Origin of the sequence: Martinezella lusitana (genome assembly GCF_010668395.1) — a bacterium.
Lineage (GTDB): Bacteria > Pseudomonadota > Alphaproteobacteria > Rhizobiales > Rhizobiaceae > Rhizobium > Rhizobium lusitanum_A.
The window spans coordinates 540251-556182 of record NZ_WUEY01000002.1; the positions used below are offsets into that span (position 1 = coordinate 540251).

Sequence of the window (15932 nt, forward strand, 5' to 3'; positions counted from 1 at the left end):
TGCCTCAATTTCTCCAAGCGGAGAACTGAAACCTCGTCATATCGATATGCATAATATGAATTTGGCTCTCCACTTTTTCCCGCATATGTGCATTTTGCTGATGCGAGATGAACTATCGACGGCCGGCCAGCATGCAGACCCCCAATATAAACAGTATCGATCTCAATCTCCTGCGCGTGTTCGACGCCGTTTTTCGCGAGCGCAATATCCTGCGCGCTGCCCAACGCCTTGGGATGAGCCAGCCGGCGGCAAGCCATGCTCTGGCTCGCCTGCGCCACTCGCTGGATGACGACCTGTTCGTCCGCTCGGCCCAGGGCATGCTGCCGACATCGCGCGCCGAGCAGCTGGCCGAACCCATACGGCAGGCGCTGAGCTACTTCGAACTCGGCCTGCAATCGGGATCGTTCGAGCCCGCGACCTCGCGCCAGCAGTTCAAGCTCGCGCTCGACAACAGTTCGGCGATCGCGCTGACATCGAAGATCGTGTCCGCCGTCGGTGCTGCCGCGCCGGGTATTTCACTCAATCTTCGGCCGAGCGGCACAATCGATATCGACCGGCTGCTTGATGCCTCCGAGCTCGACCTGTTCATCGGGCGCCCCGGCGAGGATCGCGAGCGCTTCGCATCCGAGGACCTGAGCAGCGACGATTTTGTCGTCGTCCACCGATCGCAGATTCGAGCGACGCAAAGCCCGATCACCGCCGACGAGCTCGTTGGCAGGCCGCATCTGAACCTGTCGTCGGCTGGGGACGACACCGGGTTCCTCGATCACTGGCTTGCCGAGCAACATCTTCGCCGCGACGTGAAGCATTCGGTGCCGTTACTCGGATGTACCGCGGTGTTGCAGGAACAGGACATGTATGTCCCCATGAGACGCCCCATTGCGGAAGCGATCTGCAAGGGTTCCGGGCTGGCGATCAGCGAACTTCCATTTGCCTCTCCCAGGATAACGACGTGCATGCACTGGCATAGGAGACTGGATTCTCAGCCGGCGCATATCTGGTTGCGGGAGACGATCAGGCGGGTGGCGGGATCACCCGGGAAACGGCCTATTCGATCGCAATGATCTCCAGCTCGTCGGCGCCAAGGCTCATGACATCCCCCACCGCTTTCCCCATCAGCAGCCTTGCCACCGGTGACACGTAGGAAATCGATCCGGCCCTGGGATCGGCCTCGTCTTCGCCGACGATGCGGTATTTCTGTACGCGACCGTCTTCACGGCTGAAAGTCACCGTGCTTGCGAAGGCAACGATATCGGTCGAGGCAGGCGTTGGCATGACTTCGGCGGTTCGCAGCCTTTCGGCGAAATAGCGGGCATCACGCAGGGGGATGGAGGTCTGGCGCCGGCGTTCGTTGATGTCTTCGATCGCGCTCGCCGTTTCACAGGCTTTGCGCGCCTCTTGCAGCTGAAATTCCAAAGCCTTCAGCCCCGCCTCGGTGACGAGGTTCGGATGCGGAGAAACGGGCCGGTCAGGCAGCACGGTTTCCGCAGCTGTTTCAGCACTTTCCTCCTTCATGAACGCAGTGCTCAATTTCAAACTCCATTTCGACGCATTGTATTTTCGGGCACTCCGGCAAGGCCCCCCGATTGGCAATGCCAACGGCCGCTTGAACGCCGGAGCGGCTGATTGGCAAATCAGCCCTATACTATAGACCAGATGGCAACCTTGGAGAAATGCAATGACCGATAGAAAGCCCAAGTCGCCGACAAAAGCCGCGGTGGCGGCATCGGAACCGAAACTGCTTTCAGGCGGCAACCCGCAGATTGCCAAGGGTCACGGCGACGCGCCGGTGCAGGCCTATATCGCCGCCATGCCCGGCTGGAAAAGCGAGATCGGACGCCGGATCGATGCGCTCGTCGTCAATTCCGTTCCCGGCGTGCAAAAGGCGGTCAAGTGGAATTCGCCGCTCTACGGCATGGAGGGCGATGGCTGGTTTCTGGGCATCCATTGCTTCACGAACTACGTCAAGGTGGCTTTCTTTCGCGGCACGTCGCTTCAGCCGATCCCGCCCGACGATTCCAAAAGCAAGGAAACGCGCTACCTCAATATTCGCGAGGGCGATACGCTGGACGAAGCGCAGTTGAGCGACTGGGTGAAGCAAGCCAGCCGATTGCCCGGCGAGCGCATGTGAGTGCCCACGCGGGCTGGAGACAGGGCTGGACGCCGCCTGAACCGACAGATCGGTAAATATGTTCAAGGAGATTTCTTGGCATTCGGGACGCCATTGCGTAGCATCGCGTGAAGTCGCAACACGTCCTGCGGGCAATCTCTGCCCGCTCCCCCCAACGCAGACAAGGGATCGCCATGCGTCGTCTGGACAAGGAGATGTTCCGCTCGCTCTCGCTCCTCGGCATGATCCTGGGCCTTATCTTCTTCGCGGCTTCGCTCACACCTAGCCTGATGCCCCGCTCCTATCTCGTTCAGGGCGCTCTCTCCGGCATAAGCGCCGGCGTCGGCTATATGATCGGCACAACGCTGACCTGGCTCTGGATCTACCTGCAGCTGCCGGTTCCCAAGGGGTCGTTGAGACCGGCGCGATGGTCGATCGGCATTGCCTGCCTGATCCTTTGCCTTGCCGCGCTCTGGCACGCGACCTCCTGGCAGAACTCCATCCGCATTCTGTGGAAGATGCCGCCGATCGCCAGCGCCGACCCCTACTGGCTTGCGGCCGTGGCGGCGGCGACCTTTCTGGTCGCGCTGATTGTCGGCCGTCTCTTTCGCATCGCCTGTCTGCTGTTTTCGCAATGGCTGTCGCGGATGGTGCCGAGCCGCCTTTCAAAGGTGATCGGCGTCCTGCTTGCCGTCGCATTGTTCTGGTCGATCGGCCAGGGCATCCTGCTCCGGCTCGCGCTCGATGCCGCCGATGCTTCGTTCCGGCAGGCGGACGCGCTGATCGAGGACGACCTCCCCATGCCGCAGGCTGCCGTCAAGACGGGCAGCTCCGCCTCTCTCGTCGCCTGGCAGGGATTGGGGCGCCAGGGCCGGCATTTCGTTACATCCGGACCCGCCGCCTCCGAAATCTCAGGCTTCTGGAACACGCCGGCAAAGGAACCGCTTCGCATCTATGTCGGCTTGAACAACGCCGAAACCAGCAAGGAACGCGCAGCGCTTGCCCTGAAGGAGATGATACGCCAGGGCGCCTTCGATCGGTCCATGCTTGTCGTGATCGTGCCGACCGGAACCGGCTGGATAGATCCGGCCGCGATGGATACGCTCGAATATCTGCAGCATGGCGATGTCGCCAGCGTCGCCGTGCAATATTCCTATCTGACAAGCTGGATGTCGCTGCTGTTCGAGCCGCAGCAGGGCGAAGAGACGGCGATAGACCTGTTCGATGCGGTCTATGGCTACTGGTCGAAACTGCCGCGCGACACGCGGCCCAAGCTCTATCTGCACGGCCTGAGCCTCGGCGCGCTCAATTCGCAGCTCTCGCTCGATATCTACAATGTCATCGGCGATCCGGTGAACGGCGCGCTATGGAGCGGCCCGCCCTTCCGCAGCGCCCGATGGAAAGCGGCGACCGCGGCACGAAGCCCGGACACGCCGGAATGGCTGCCGAGATTTCGCGACGGATCTGTCATCCGCTTCGCAAACCAGGAACACGCACCGGACCAGTTTGCCGCCCCCTGGGGCCCATTGCGCGTCATTTATCTCCAATATGCCAGTGATCCGGTGGTGTTCTTCGACGCCGCTTCCGCCTACCGCGAACCGGAATGGATGAAGGCGCCGCGCGGACCCGATGTCTCGCCGCAGCTGACCTGGATACCGGTCGTCACCATGCTACAACTCCTCTTCGACATGATGATCGCGACGACATCGCCGATCGGCTACGGGCATATCTATGCACCCCAGCACTACATCGATTGCTGGATATCGTTGACCGACGCCCGGATTTCGCCGGAGGATCTGACGCGGCTCAAATCGCTTTTCGCGAGCCGCTTCGGCATGGCGAACTAGCACCGATCCACATTCAGAATTCCGTTTGATCATCCGCCCTGCCTCATTCCGTTGCAGATTTCGTGCGCGGGACGATCAGGCAATTTGCGACGTCTGAATGCCGGCCCGACCGGAAGCCGGGTTCCGCCTTGCACCTCCCTATCTGTTCAGCAGGCGGTTGAACGCGAGTCGACGTGAAATCATGGGCCGATGACGCCCGGTGAAATTTCCAGGCGCAAGGTCCCTTCATCGCCACATCGGTCCGCGTCGTTATTCCCCCATCGGAAGAACTTTGCGGCAGGTCAGATACTTAGCGCCCTCATACCCTCAATGATGCAGTGAAATATCACTGCATTGACTTTATCAAAATTAGCTTTATAACTTAGCTATATTGCAAGAGATCGCGACAGGAGGAAGAGCGATGGACGAGCGGCAATTCCGCAACGTGCTTGCCGAATATGCGACCGGAGTGACCATCGTCACCGCCAGGACGAAAGCCGGTGAAAAGATCGGCATGACGATGACCTCGTTCAACACGGTCTCGCTCGACCCGCCGCTGGTGTTGTTTAGCGTCGGCGTCAAAGCACTGAGCCTTCAGGCGTTGCGCGAGGCCGATGCCTATGTGGTGAACATTCTCGCCCGGACTCAGGAGCACCTGTCCAACCAGTTCGCCCGGGCCGCGAGCGACAAATGGGCGGGCGTGCACCACACGGAAGGCCATAAGGGCGCTCCGCGGCTGACCAACGCCATCGCCCAGTTCGAATGCGAACCCTATGCATGCCACGAAGGCGGCGATCACCTGATCTTCCTCGGTCGCGTCGTCAATTTCCATACGTCCGATACGGCGACTGAACCGCTGCTGTTTTTCCGCGGCCGCTATCACAGCGTCGCCGGCCCGCGCATCGATGTCGATGCGTGGCCCCTGCCCCTGCACTACTGAACTCTCTGGAGGATGAACAAGACAATGAGCAAGTCCGAAACCAAATCCGGCAAGGAGCATCTTGCCAGCCTGCGCGACGGCCGCGAGATCTTCATCAATGGCGCCCGCGTCGACGACGTGACGACGCATCACGCCTTTGCCAATGTCGCCCGCTCGGTCGAAAAGATGTTCGACTTCGCGAACAATCCGGCCAATGCCGACCTGATGACCTACGTCACACCCGAAGGCGGCCGCGCCAACCGCATATGGGAGATACCGGGCACCTATCAGGACCTCGTCAAGCGCCGCGCCGGCCTCGAGGCATGGACCGGTCTGCATGGCGGCTTCCTCGGCCGCGCGCCGGATCACGTCGCCTCCTGCATCGCCGGCATGTACATGGGCCTTAACGTCTTTGAGGACTACAATCCCAAATTCGCGCGCAACCTCGCCGACTATTACAAGTACGCACGCGACAACGACCTGTACCTCACCTACGTCATCATCAATCCGCAGGCCGATCGCTCCAAGAGTGCCGCCGAACAGGCCGACCCGTTCCTGACGGCCGGCGTGGTCGATCGCGACGCGGAGGGCATTACCGTGCGCGGCGCAAAAATGCTGGCGACCGGCGGCGTCGTCGCCAACGAGGTTTTCGTCACCTGTATCCAGCCGCTAAAGGCAGGCGAGGAGAACTATGCGCTTTCATTCGCCATTCCCATGAATGCCAAAGGCCTCAAGATTCTTTCCCGGAAGTCCTATGAGGCGGCTTCGCCCTCGGTCTTCGACAATCCGCTCGCAAGCCGCTTCGACGAGAATGACGCGGTGCTTTACTTCGACGACGTGAAGGTTCCGTGGGATCGCGTGTTCGTCGATGGCGACGTTGCCATGTGCGCAAAGCAGTTCCATGCGACACCTGCCCATGTCTACCAGAACTATCAGGCGATGATCCGTCTGTCCGTCAAGCTTCGCTTCCTGGTCGGGATCGCCAAGCGCACGACCGACGTCAACGGCATCTCGCAGTTCCCGCAGGTGCGCGAGATGCTCGGTCAGCTCGCCGCGGAAGCCGGCATGGTGGATGCGCTCGTTGCCGCGATGGAAGCGAAGGGCAAGCAGGTCGGCTCCTACTTCGTGCCGGATGCCGGAACGCTCTACAGTGCGCAGGTGCTGACCCAGCAGCTCTATCCGAAAATCCTCAACACGCTGCGCGAGCTTGCCGGTGGCGGCATGATCATGCTGCCGTCCTCGGTAGAGGATTTCGGCAATCCGGAGCTCGCCCGCCTCATCGACAAGACGCAGCAATCGCCAGCCGCCTCGTCCCGCGATCGCGTCAAATTCTACAAGCTCGCCTGGGATGCGGTCGGCTCCGAATTCGGCTCGCGCCATCACCAGTATGAAATGTTCTATGCCGGCGCGACCTTCGTGACGAAGAACCATGCCTTCCGCACCTACGACTGGTCGGCCGCCGACGGCCTTCTGCAAAGCATCCTCGACTCCTACTCGCTCGAGGACAGCCTGACGGCCGGCAAGGCTGCCTGACCTTATCTCTCGCGGGCACGCCTTCCGGCGTGCCCGCTTTTTCACGCTCGCCACAGGAGGACCCCATGCCGGTCAACAAGAAACACGACGAATTCTACACGCTTGACATGTCTTCAGGCTGGGAAGTGCCCACCGGCTATCCGCAGGGCATCAAGCAGAAGATCCTTTCCGGCGCGCTCGACGAGGACAAGCGTCGCGGCACCCGCACACGCCTTCTGAAATTCGATCCCGGCGTCTTCACGACCAAGCCTTTCGAGCACGAATACTGGGAAGAGGTCTATCTCGTCTCCGGCGACCTGACGGTCGGCAACGACCAGGACGGCAATGGCGGCGAGAGCTTTCCGCCGAACACCTATGCCTGCCGGCCTCCGCATGCGCCACACGGCCCGTTCAAGTCGGAAAAAGGTTGCCTGCTGCTCGAGATTCACTATTTCGATCCGGTTTGAATGAGAGCATGGGCAGGAGACAAAAGAAGATGCGCGCAACCCTGAAGGAACTTGCCTCGAACCTTGCGACAGGCACGGTCGCCGCGTCACAGCTCGTCGAGGAAACGCTGGCGCGTATCGCCGACGAAACCGGCGAAGGTGCGCGCGCCTTCGTCAAGGTCCACGCGGACAAGGCGCGCACCGCGGCGAAAGCCGTCGACGACCTGCGCAAGGCGGGCCTCGAACCGTCGCGCTTCGCGGGCATTCCGATTGCAGTCAAGGATCTCTTCGACCTCAAGGGCGAGCCGACGCCCGCCGGATCGAAGGTGCTGGCGAACGCCCGGCCGGCCGAGGCCGACGCCCCCGCGATCGCACGCCTCAAGGCCGCGGGCTTCATTGTCGTCGGTCGCAATAACATGACGGAATTCGCCTTTTCCGGCGTTGGCATCAACCCCCATTATGGCACGCCCGCCAACCCCCATGACCGCGGGATCGGCCGCATTCCGGGCGGCTCCTCCTCCGGTGCCGCCGTCGCGGTTTCGGACGGTATGGCAGCCGCGGCGATCGGCTCGGACACGGGTGGATCCTGCCGCATTCCGGCGGCGCTCTGCGGCATCGTCGGCTACAAGCCGACGGCCAGTACCGTGCCACTGAAAGGCGCGCTGCCTCTCTCCTTCACGCTCGATTCCATCGGTCCGCTGGCAAACAGCGTCGATTGTTGCGCGATCCTCCATGAAATCATGAGCGGCATGCCGCTTCACGGCGAGGCCGAACGCTCCATCGCCGGCCTGCGCATCGCCGTACCACAATCCGTCGTCTTCGACGGCATCGAGCCGCACGTTGCAAAGGCTTTCGAGGCTGCATTGAAGCGCCTCGCCGACGCTGGCGCGAACGTGACGGAAATCGCGCTCAAGGAGTTCGAGATGGTCGGGCGCATCAATGCCAAAGGCGGCTTTCCGGCGCCCGAAGCGCTTGCCTGGCATCGCGATTTGGTCGAAGAACAGGGCGAACTGTACGATCAGCGGGTCAGAGCCAGAATCCTGCGTGCGAGGGATCAGACGGCCGCCGACTATATCGACATGCTGCATCTTCGCCGCGCCTACATAGATCAGGCAGGCAAAGCGATCTCTCCCTATGATGTCATCGCCATGCCCACCGTGCCGATGATTGCACCCACCATCGCCTCGCTGGAGGCGGATAATGACCTCTTCGTAAAGACCAACCTTACCCTGCTGCGCAATCCGACGCTGATCAACATGCTGGACGGTTGCGCAATCTCCCTGCCCGTTCACAAAGAGGGCGAGGCCCCGGTCGGCCTGATGCTGGCGGCTGCCGGCGGGCGGGATGCTGCATTGTTTGCCATCGCGCGGACGGTGGAAGCGGCATTGCGGCAATAACGTCCGGCGAAAGCACTTGTTCGGCGGCGTTCTCCCAAGAACGGGAAGCCGTCGCCGGGCTGGTTCGACATATTCCCCTCTCCGCTTGGGGAGAGAGCCGTGCCGACGGTCGCGCTCGATCGCGCGCGTCACAATGCCCTCAGAACTGCCGAACGATATTGTCGCGAAAAGCTTCGATATGCTCGCGGATGGCTTTTTCCGCCTGCTCCGGGTCCCGGTTGCGGATGCCTTCGATTACCGCCGCGTGCTGCTCGCAGACGCGGACATGCTGCTCGTTCGAGCGCAGCGAAATGAACCATAGGCGGGTCGAGCGGTCGTGCAGGTTGCCCATGATGTCGGGCAGCAGGGAATTGCGCGAGCTGGCCGCCAGGGCGGCATGGAAGGCACGGTCGAGGTTCATCATCGTCTCGATCTCGCGGCTCCTGGCTGCCTCCCAGGTCGCGTCGAGGTTTTCGCAGAGCCGGGCGATATCCGCAGGCTCGGCCAGCTCCGCCACCCTGCGCACGCAGAAGGCCTCGTTGACCAGGCGCACGTCGATGATATCGAAAATCTCGTTGAGGCTGATGGGCTTGACCATAACGCCCTTGCGCGGCAGTACGTCGATCAGGCCGTCCGCCGCCAGCCGGTCGATCGCCTGGTGGACGGGCGTACGCCCGATGCCGAGCTCACTGCTGAGCACGCCTTCGCTCAAAACCTCGCCCGGCTTCAGATCGCAAGTGATGATGCGCCGCTTGATCGCCTCATAGGCTGTGTCGCGCAGGGACACGACGGGGTCGCCGCGCCTGCGCCGCGCGGGTGTAGCGTCGTCGGTCTCGCCAGGTGATGTTTCGGCCGTCATGTCTACATTCCGGATTGCTCTCTCGCCGGTCCGTTCGTGCGGCCCGGCAAGATCGATTAGTATCGACTCGCCGGGCGCAAGCAAGCGGGGTGCGCCACCTTTCCGCAGATCAACCCGCGACCGGCAACGTCTTCACATCATAGCCGAACCCGATCTTGCGCTGCAAAACCGGATCTTCCAGCTCGCCTTCGAAACGCGTTGCCGGCCGCACGGCCCCGATGGCCGGCATGGTGCCGCCGAACATGGCAGTCCCATCCGGCAACCTGCCGTCGGTCGCCCAGCCAGCAATCAGGTCCTTCGGCGCAAGCAGGCCGGAAATCGGCCCCTCCTGGTAGAGCACGCGTTCGCCGTCGATCACGGCATAGCTCCTCAGGATCAGGTCGTCCCAGTGATCCGCCACCTCCTCGAAGGGCCAGACCGTGGTGGCGACAGGCTTGTCGCAGACCTGCTTGGAGACGGTGACGCCGTAGGCTTCCACCTTGCGGTCCGTATGGTCCGAGCCGACGCCGACATGCAGCTTGCCGTCAGCGGCAATCAGCAGGGCCTCGACCTCGCCGCTGCCATCGGTCCCGGCGTCTTCGATCCGCGCGGCCGTCGTCAGGCGCGCCGCGGCGACGCGGTAATAGGTGGGGGTTGCGGCAGGACGGGCAACGCCGAGCGCTTCCAGCTCGCGAATATGATGCTCCATCGCCTCCTTGTTGCGGCCAGCCCAGCCGGCGATCACGAAATCGGCGACGTCGAAGGCGACGGGCGTGTGACCCTCGCGGCTTTCCAGGGTGAAATGCAGGGTGGTCATGGCGGTACGGCTCCTTGGGTATCGACACCCCCGCAAAGGGGTTAAAAGGCATTCATTTGTGGCAGTGATATTTCACTGCAGTTTTATCTTGCATATCAGATGAGTTTACGCAATCATCAAAACAGGGCGCAGGACGAGGAAACCGGCGCCAGGACCGGCCCGGACGTGTCGCCTCAAGCAGCGATGCCGCATCGCCGGACGCAAAACACCCGGAACACCGGAAAACCAGAGGGATAAAGATGATCAGCTACCGTGGAATTCTTCGTTCGGCCGTTGCCGCCGCCGCCGTGCTCGCCGCCGCCGGCACCGCATTTTCGCAGGAAAAGCCAGCCGCCCTCGGTGTCGGCGTGTTCAGCTTCACCTCCGGCGGCACGGCTGCCTATGGCAAGCCTGGCCGCGATGCCGCCGAACTGATGATCGAGCGCATCAACGCCAAGGGCGGCATCGGCGGCGTGCCGCTTTCGGCAACCTATGTGGATGAAGGACAGGGCACCGAGGGCGTGATCGCCGAATACCGCAAACTTGCAGGCGATGCCGCCAACCAGGTGATGATTGCCGCGCTCTCTTCCGGCAATTGCATGGCACTGGCCCCGATCAGCGATCAATTGAAGGTGCCGACCGTCGGCTGGAACTGCGACACGCACCAGCTCTATCTCAAGGATGCTCATCCCTATTTCTTCCGGCCGAACGGGAATACCGTGCCGGAATTCGTCGCCTATGCCGCCTATCTTCTGGCTGTGAAACCGGATGTGAAGCGTATCGCCATCATTAACCCGGACTATGCCTTCGGACACGACGCCGCGAAAATCTTCACGACGGCGATCAAGACCTTCAAGCCGGATGTGGAAGTGGTGGCCGAACTATATCCGAAGCTCGGCGCCGGAACCTATCAGACGGAGATCTCCCGGCTGACCGCCGCCCGCCCCGATGTGATCTTCTCCAACCTCTGGGGCGGCGACCTCGAAAACTTCGTGCGTCAGGCAACCCCGCGCGGCCTGTTCCGATCCTCCCAGGCAATCCTCGCCCTCGGCGAATCCTCCATGCAGAACGTGCAGATTCCGGACGGCGCGATCGTCGGCGTGCTGGGTGATGGCTGGTGGATGTCACCCGATGCCGCCGCCAATCCGGAAACCAGGGAGTTTGCCGAGGCCTACAAGACCAAATACGGCAAATGGCCGGTCTTCCCGGCCATCAAGATGGCCAACAGCTTCCTCTACGTGCAGGCAGCATACGAAAAGGCCATGGCCGAAAATGGCGGCAAATGGCCGAGCCGCGACGAGGTTGCGGCCGCCATGAAGAACAGCGTGGTCAAGACGCTGACCGGCACGATGCAGACCCGCGCCGACAATGATGGCGTGGTCGACCAGATCATCGGCGTCACCGCCAAGGCGAACGGCCATGACGGCACGGTCATTGCCAATATGGTGCGCTACAAAGGGGCCGATCTCATGCCGCCCGAGGGCGAGGATCCGATTGCCTGGATCGATACGCTTTCCGCGAGCCTGCTTTCCAAGCTGCCGCAGCCCGGTTCCTACAAATAGGTTTCGGCCGGCAAACGCCTTCCCCTTACCCTCCATCTTGCGCAGGCACCCCGTGCCCTGCGCACGGAGTTCAATTCATGTTCGGAACCATCGTCCCTCTTCTCATCGACGGTTTGGCAAACGCGGCGCTCGTCTTTCTGGTCGCCGTTGGCCTCACTCTCGTTTTCAGCGTTTTGCGCGTGCTCAATGTCGCGCATGGCAGTTTCTACTCGATCGGCGCCTATGCCGCGGCGTCGCTCAGCCTCTGGGTGGTGAGCGCGGGCCTGCCGGCGGGGCTGACCTTCGTCGCGCTCTTCGGAAGTGCCGCAATCGTGGCCCTCATCGTCGGCCCCATTGTCGAGCGCACGCTGATCCGCTGGACCTACGGCAAGTCGGAGGCCGTACAGATCCTCGTCACCTTCGGCCTGTTTCTCATCCTGGAAGACCTGCAACGCATCGTCTTCGGTGTCGATTCCATCTATGAGGATACGCCGGTGCAGATGCTCGGCAGCATCGAGATCGGTGGCGTGGTGTATCTCACCTATCAGCTTCTCCTGATTTTGTTCGCCATACTGCTCCTCATCGGCCTCAAGCTCTTCATCGGCCATACCCGCATCGGCAAGCTGATCGCTGCCGTCGTCGCCGACCGCGAGGTCTCCCAGGCGATGGGCATCAATACCAACCGTGTTTTCATGATCGCCTTCAGCCTCGGCGTCTTCCTCGCCGCGCTCGGCGGGGCGCTGACGGTGCCGCAGGCCGGCGTCTCGCCGGGGCTGGGCGCCGATACGATGGTACTTGCCTTCGCCGTTGCCGCGATCGGCGGCCTCGGCAAGATCGAAGGTGCGGCGGTCGCCGCGGTCATCGTCGCGCTCGCCCGTGTGGGCGCCGTCTATTTCGCTCCCGAACTCGATGCAGTCGCACCTTACCTGGTGATGCTGCTCGTTCTCCTGTTCCGTCCTTACGGGCTGTTCGGTTCCGCAACGACGAGAAAGATCTGAAACATGGCTCGCCTTGTCATCGCCGCCGGCGGTATTGCCGCCCTCATCGCGGCCACCGTCGTCTTCCCCTGGCTCGAATTCATACTGACGCTCGCTATCGCCAAGGGCCTTGCCGCCCTCGGCGTCGCTATCCTGCTGCGCGGCGGGTTGATCTCCATAGGCCACGCCATGTTCTTTGCCGTCGGTGCCTATGCCACCGCTTTTGCCATGCGTGATTTCGGCATTTCCGATGTCTTCGCCCTGTTGCTGATCGCCAGCGTGGCATCGCTTGCGGCCGGACTTCTCATCGGCGCCTTCGTGGTGCGCTATCGCGCCATCTTCTTCGCCATGCTGAACCTTGCCATCTCTATGGTGATGTTCTCCCTGCTGGCAAAATTCTACGGCGTCACCGGCGGTACGGACGGCATGCGCGTTGCCACGCCGACCGTGCTCGGCATGGCGATGGAGGCCAGGAGCTTTGCCAATTTCCTGTTCTATGCCTCCATCGCGCTGATGATTCTGGCCTGCCTCGCGGTGAACGCCTACTTCAAAAGCCCGCTCGGCGAGGCATTGTCGGCAGTCCACAGCAATGAGATCCGCCTCGAATATCTCGGCATTCCGGTGCGCGGTGTCCTTCTTGTCGCCTACGCCCTATCGGCGCTTCTCGCCGGCATCGGCGGCACGCTCGCCGCGATGACCATCGGGCATGTCCTGCCCGATATGGCCTACTGGACCGATTCCGGCCATCTCGTGCTGGTCGCGGTGCTTGGCGGCATCAGCGGAACAGCCGGACCGTTCGTGGGCGCGATCTTCCTCGAACTGGTGCATACATTCGCCGCCGGCTACACGGATGCCTGGAACATGATCGTGGGCGCCGCATTGCTTGGTGTCATCTTCTTCCTGCCCAAGGGTCTGATCGGCTTGTTCAACACCGCCAGGAAGGGAGACCTCGCGTGACCGTTCTACTCGAAGCGAAGAACCTTCATATCACCTTCGGCGCGGTGAAAGCAGCCAATGGCGTGGATCTGCATATCGATGAGGGCGAGTTCCTCGCCATCATCGGCCCGAACGGTTCCGGCAAGACGACCTTTCTCAATCTCTGCACCGGCTATATCAGACCGTCGGATGGCGAGGTCTATCTCGACGGCAAGCCGATCACCCGCCTGCCGCCGCGCACCATCGCGCGAAAGGGCATTGCGCGGGCCTTCCAGATCCCCCAGCTTTTCCTCGAACAGACGGTGCTGACCAATCTGATGTTGGCAATCGCCTCGCGCGAGGGCCTCTGGCAGGCCGGCAAGGCGCTCGACCGTCAGGTCTATCGCGATGAGGCCACCGCGCTGCTCGCCATGTTCAATCTTGCGGATTGCGCTCCGGCGCTCGCCTCAAGCCTGCCGGAAGGCCGGCGCAAGCTCGTGGACATCGCCATTGCCCTGGCGCTGAAACCCCGGCTCGTACTTCTTGACGAACCCACCAGCGGCGTCAGCGCGCTCGAACGGTTTGCCCTGATGGAAACGCTGATGGGCGCGCTCCGGCAGGCAAAGGTTTCCGCCCTTTTCGTCGAACACGACATGGACGTCGTGGAGCGCTATGCCGACCGCGTCGTCGTCTGGGAAGCCGGCCGGGTGATGGCGCAGGGCAAACCGGACGCCGTCTTCAAGGATCCCCGTGTCATCGAAAACGTGATTGGAGTGGCATGATGCTGACCGTCTCTTCGCTCGACGTCTCATTGGCGGGAGCAAAAATCCTGCGCGACGTGACCTTTTCGTTGAAGCCCGGCGTCACGACCATACTCATCGGGCGCAACGGCGCCGGCAAGACGACGCTGTTGCGGGCCATCATGGGGCTGGTACCGGCTGACTCCGGCTCGATTGTCCTGGATGGAAAGGACATTCTGCCGCTCGCCGCCTTTGCCCGCGCTCCGGCCGGCATTGGTTATGCGCCGGAGGACCGGCGGCTGATCCCCGAATTCAGCGTCGAGGACAATATCCTCCTGCCCGGGCAGGCCTTGAAGCTGTCCCGAGCCGAAATCAAACGCCGTCTGGAAAAGGTCTATGCGCTTTTGCCGGAATTGCACATCATGCGGGCACGCCCCGGCAACGGCGTTTCCGGCGGGCAAGGCAAGATGGTGGCGCTTGGCCGGGCGCTGATGGTGGCGGAAAAGCTCTTGATGCTCGACGAGCCCTTCCAGGGTCTGGCTCCGGCGCTCGCGCTCGATTACGCACGCACTCTGTCGCGCCTGCGCGAGACCATGCGCGACCTCGCGCTGTTCATCACCGAATCCAGCCCGAACCTCCTGAAGTCCGTGGCGGACGAGACGCTGCTTATCGAGCGCGGCGCGGTAAACCTCCAGCCGCGGGAAACGCAAATGACGGCGTGACACTTGTTGAGCGGACGGTCGGTCCGCTCTATATATCGTCTCAGCTAGTTAATTTACAAAGCTGAAGGACGAATGATGTCGGTGACGATCAGCAGACCCGAACTGATCAAGGATGGCGACGACGCGCCCTTTCGCCAAATGATCCACGATGCGCTCGGCTTCAGCACCCGGCTCCTTGAAATCCGCAACCGGCTCGGCGAGGTCATAGGCCTTTCCGGTCCGGCCTTTTCCATCCTGATTGCCATCGAGCACCTCTCGAAGGAGGCCGATGTCGGCATCAGCCAGGTGAGCGAGCATCTGCACCAGTCCGGCGCCTTTGTGACGCTGGAGGTGGCCAAGCTCGTCAGGGCCGGTCTCGTCGACAAGTTCGCCAACCCGGAGGACGGCCGCCGCGTCATTGTCGAGGTGACGGACAAGGCGCGCGCGCTTCTGACCGAGCTTGCCGAAACCCAGCGTCCCGTCAACGACGCTATTTTTGGAGCGCTCGATCCGGACGAGTTTCGCGCCTTTGCCGACATCGCCACAAAGCTCGTCTCCGGCACGGACGAGAGCCTGGCTCTTCTACGCTACAGGGCCGAGCAGCGCCGCAGCCGCACCTGAAGCATCCCGCGGCTCCCCGAACCGCAGCAACGTTCTGCCCGTTGTTTTCGATAGTTCCGACCTGAACCTGCTTCGCACTTCAGCCGGAGGAAGCAGAAGTTTGCTGGCCGCAGCTTTGCACAGCCGAAGCCAATGATCTCATGCGGCCAGGTCTGCGTGCTGAAAAACAACCGGAGGAATGGCAATCGACACTCCCGATCGCTCATAGCGAACTGGATCGCGGAGAGGCTTGCATTGGCTCGAATCGACAGTATCCCCGCCAGGGAATCGGACATCGATTCCCCGTGTGTGATTCTTTGCTATTCCATGTCCAAATCGAAGGTGCATTTACTGAAAATGCGCTCTCCATGATTGTATTGATTCGACCGCGGGGAAAGCTATGGCCGGGAGGCGAACTATCGATTTCGCCATCCCGTCCCAAACTCCTGGGTTAGCGCCTCGCTATGAAGCCACTTTGAATCTGTCCGAGCCTTTTGCCGCATGCAAAGTCAGAATACATTCCGAGGAATTACCAGCCGAATCCAAAGTATAGTTATGTTTACTCGGCGTGTTCTTTAGTGTTTATTAGAAATAATTCACGTATCATTTAATAAAAATCATTACCCATTTCTTAA

The 15932-nt window shown here is 61.6% G+C and carries 16 protein-coding genes; 13 read left to right on the forward strand and 3 right to left on the reverse strand.

Annotation, left to right across the window (positions count from 1 at the left end; genetic code table 11):
* Positions 1-131 precede the first annotated feature (131 nt).
* On the forward strand, positions 132-1064 hold the full coding sequence (locus GR212_RS06435) for a LysR family transcriptional regulator (protein ID WP_163985625.1): 933 nt from the start codon (positions 132-134) through the stop codon (positions 1062-1064).
* Here the strand turns inward: GR212_RS06435 and greA are convergent.
* Complete coding sequence (gene greA / locus GR212_RS06440) at positions 1048-1530, reverse strand: transcription elongation factor GreA (protein ID WP_163985626.1); 483 nt, start codon at positions 1528-1530, stop codon at positions 1048-1050. The genes GR212_RS06435 and greA overlap by 17 nt on opposite strands.
* Before the next feature lie 148 nt (positions 1531-1678).
* Here greA and GR212_RS06445 point away from each other — a divergent pair, with 148 nt between their 5' ends.
* The 6 genes from GR212_RS06445 to GR212_RS06470 all read left to right on the forward strand — a co-directional run bounded on the left by GR212_RS06445 (position 1679) and on the right by GR212_RS06470 (position 8210).
* Positions 1679-2131 (forward strand): DUF1801 domain-containing protein, encoded by a 453-nt coding sequence (locus GR212_RS06445; RefSeq protein ID WP_163985627.1) that lies wholly within the window; start codon positions 1679-1681, stop codon positions 2129-2131.
* A gap of 173 nt (positions 2132-2304) precedes the next feature.
* Positions 2305-3957 (forward strand): alpha/beta hydrolase, encoded by a 1653-nt coding sequence (locus GR212_RS06450; RefSeq protein WP_163985628.1) that lies wholly within the window; start codon positions 2305-2307, stop codon positions 3955-3957.
* Positions 3958-4357: 400 nt separating this feature from the next.
* Positions 4358-4876 (forward strand): flavin reductase family protein, encoded by a 519-nt coding sequence (locus GR212_RS06455; RefSeq protein ID WP_163985629.1) that lies wholly within the window; start codon positions 4358-4360, stop codon positions 4874-4876.
* A 24-nt stretch (positions 4877-4900) separates the two neighbouring features.
* Entirely contained in the window at positions 4901-6388 is a 1488-nt protein-coding gene (locus tag GR212_RS06460) for a 4-hydroxyphenylacetate 3-hydroxylase family protein (RefSeq protein WP_163985630.1), read from the forward strand.
* A 65-nt stretch (positions 6389-6453) separates the two neighbouring features.
* Positions 6454-6834: a cupin gene (locus GR212_RS06465; RefSeq protein WP_163985631.1), complete on the forward strand. Its 381-nt coding sequence runs from the start codon at positions 6454-6456 to the stop codon at positions 6832-6834.
* 29 nt (positions 6835-6863) lie between these two features.
* Positions 6864-8210, forward strand: coding sequence for an amidase (locus GR212_RS06470; RefSeq protein ID WP_163985632.1), 1347 nt, complete (start codon positions 6864-6866; stop codon positions 8208-8210).
* A 139-nt stretch (positions 8211-8349) separates the two neighbouring features.
* On the opposite strand, the gene GR212_RS06475 is transcribed toward GR212_RS06470, so the two are convergent.
* Positions 8350-9048 carry a GntR family transcriptional regulator gene (locus GR212_RS06475; protein WP_163985633.1) on the reverse strand — a complete coding sequence of 233 codons (699 nt, stop codon included), beginning with the start codon at positions 9046-9048 and terminating at the stop codon, positions 8350-8352.
* 109 nt (positions 9049-9157) lie between these two features.
* Positions 9158-9844, reverse strand: a complete 687-nt coding sequence (locus GR212_RS06480) for a DUF2848 domain-containing protein (protein ID WP_163985634.1) — start codon at positions 9842-9844, stop codon at positions 9158-9160.
* Positions 9845-10083: 239 nt separating this feature from the next.
* Between GR212_RS06480 and GR212_RS06485 the strand changes: the two genes are divergently transcribed.
* The 6 genes from GR212_RS06485 (at position 10084) to GR212_RS06510 (ending at position 15318) form a co-directional block, all read left to right on the forward strand.
* Entirely contained in the window at positions 10084-11385 is a 1302-nt protein-coding gene (locus GR212_RS06485; RefSeq protein WP_163985635.1) for an ABC transporter substrate-binding protein, read from the forward strand.
* 77 nt (positions 11386-11462) lie between these two features.
* Positions 11463-12362 (forward strand): branched-chain amino acid ABC transporter permease, encoded by a 900-nt coding sequence (locus GR212_RS06490; protein ID WP_163985636.1) that lies wholly within the window; start codon positions 11463-11465, stop codon positions 12360-12362.
* 3 nt (positions 12363-12365) lie between these two features.
* Positions 12366-13298, forward strand: a complete 933-nt coding sequence (locus GR212_RS06495) for a branched-chain amino acid ABC transporter permease (RefSeq protein WP_163985637.1) — start codon at positions 12366-12368, stop codon at positions 13296-13298.
* On the forward strand, positions 13295-14038 hold the full coding sequence (locus tag GR212_RS06500) for an ABC transporter ATP-binding protein (protein WP_348643448.1): 744 nt from the start codon (positions 13295-13297) through the stop codon (positions 14036-14038). The genes GR212_RS06495 and GR212_RS06500 overlap by 4 nt, the downstream gene beginning before the upstream one ends.
* Positions 14038-14718: an ABC transporter ATP-binding protein gene (locus GR212_RS06505; protein ID WP_163985741.1), complete on the forward strand. Its 681-nt coding sequence runs from the start codon at positions 14038-14040 to the stop codon at positions 14716-14718. The genes GR212_RS06500 and GR212_RS06505 overlap by 1 nt, the downstream gene beginning before the upstream one ends.
* Before the next feature lie 81 nt (positions 14719-14799).
* Positions 14800-15318, forward strand: a complete 519-nt coding sequence (locus tag GR212_RS06510) for a MarR family transcriptional regulator (protein WP_163985638.1) — start codon at positions 14800-14802, stop codon at positions 15316-15318.
* Positions 15319-15932: the final 614 nt, after the last annotated feature.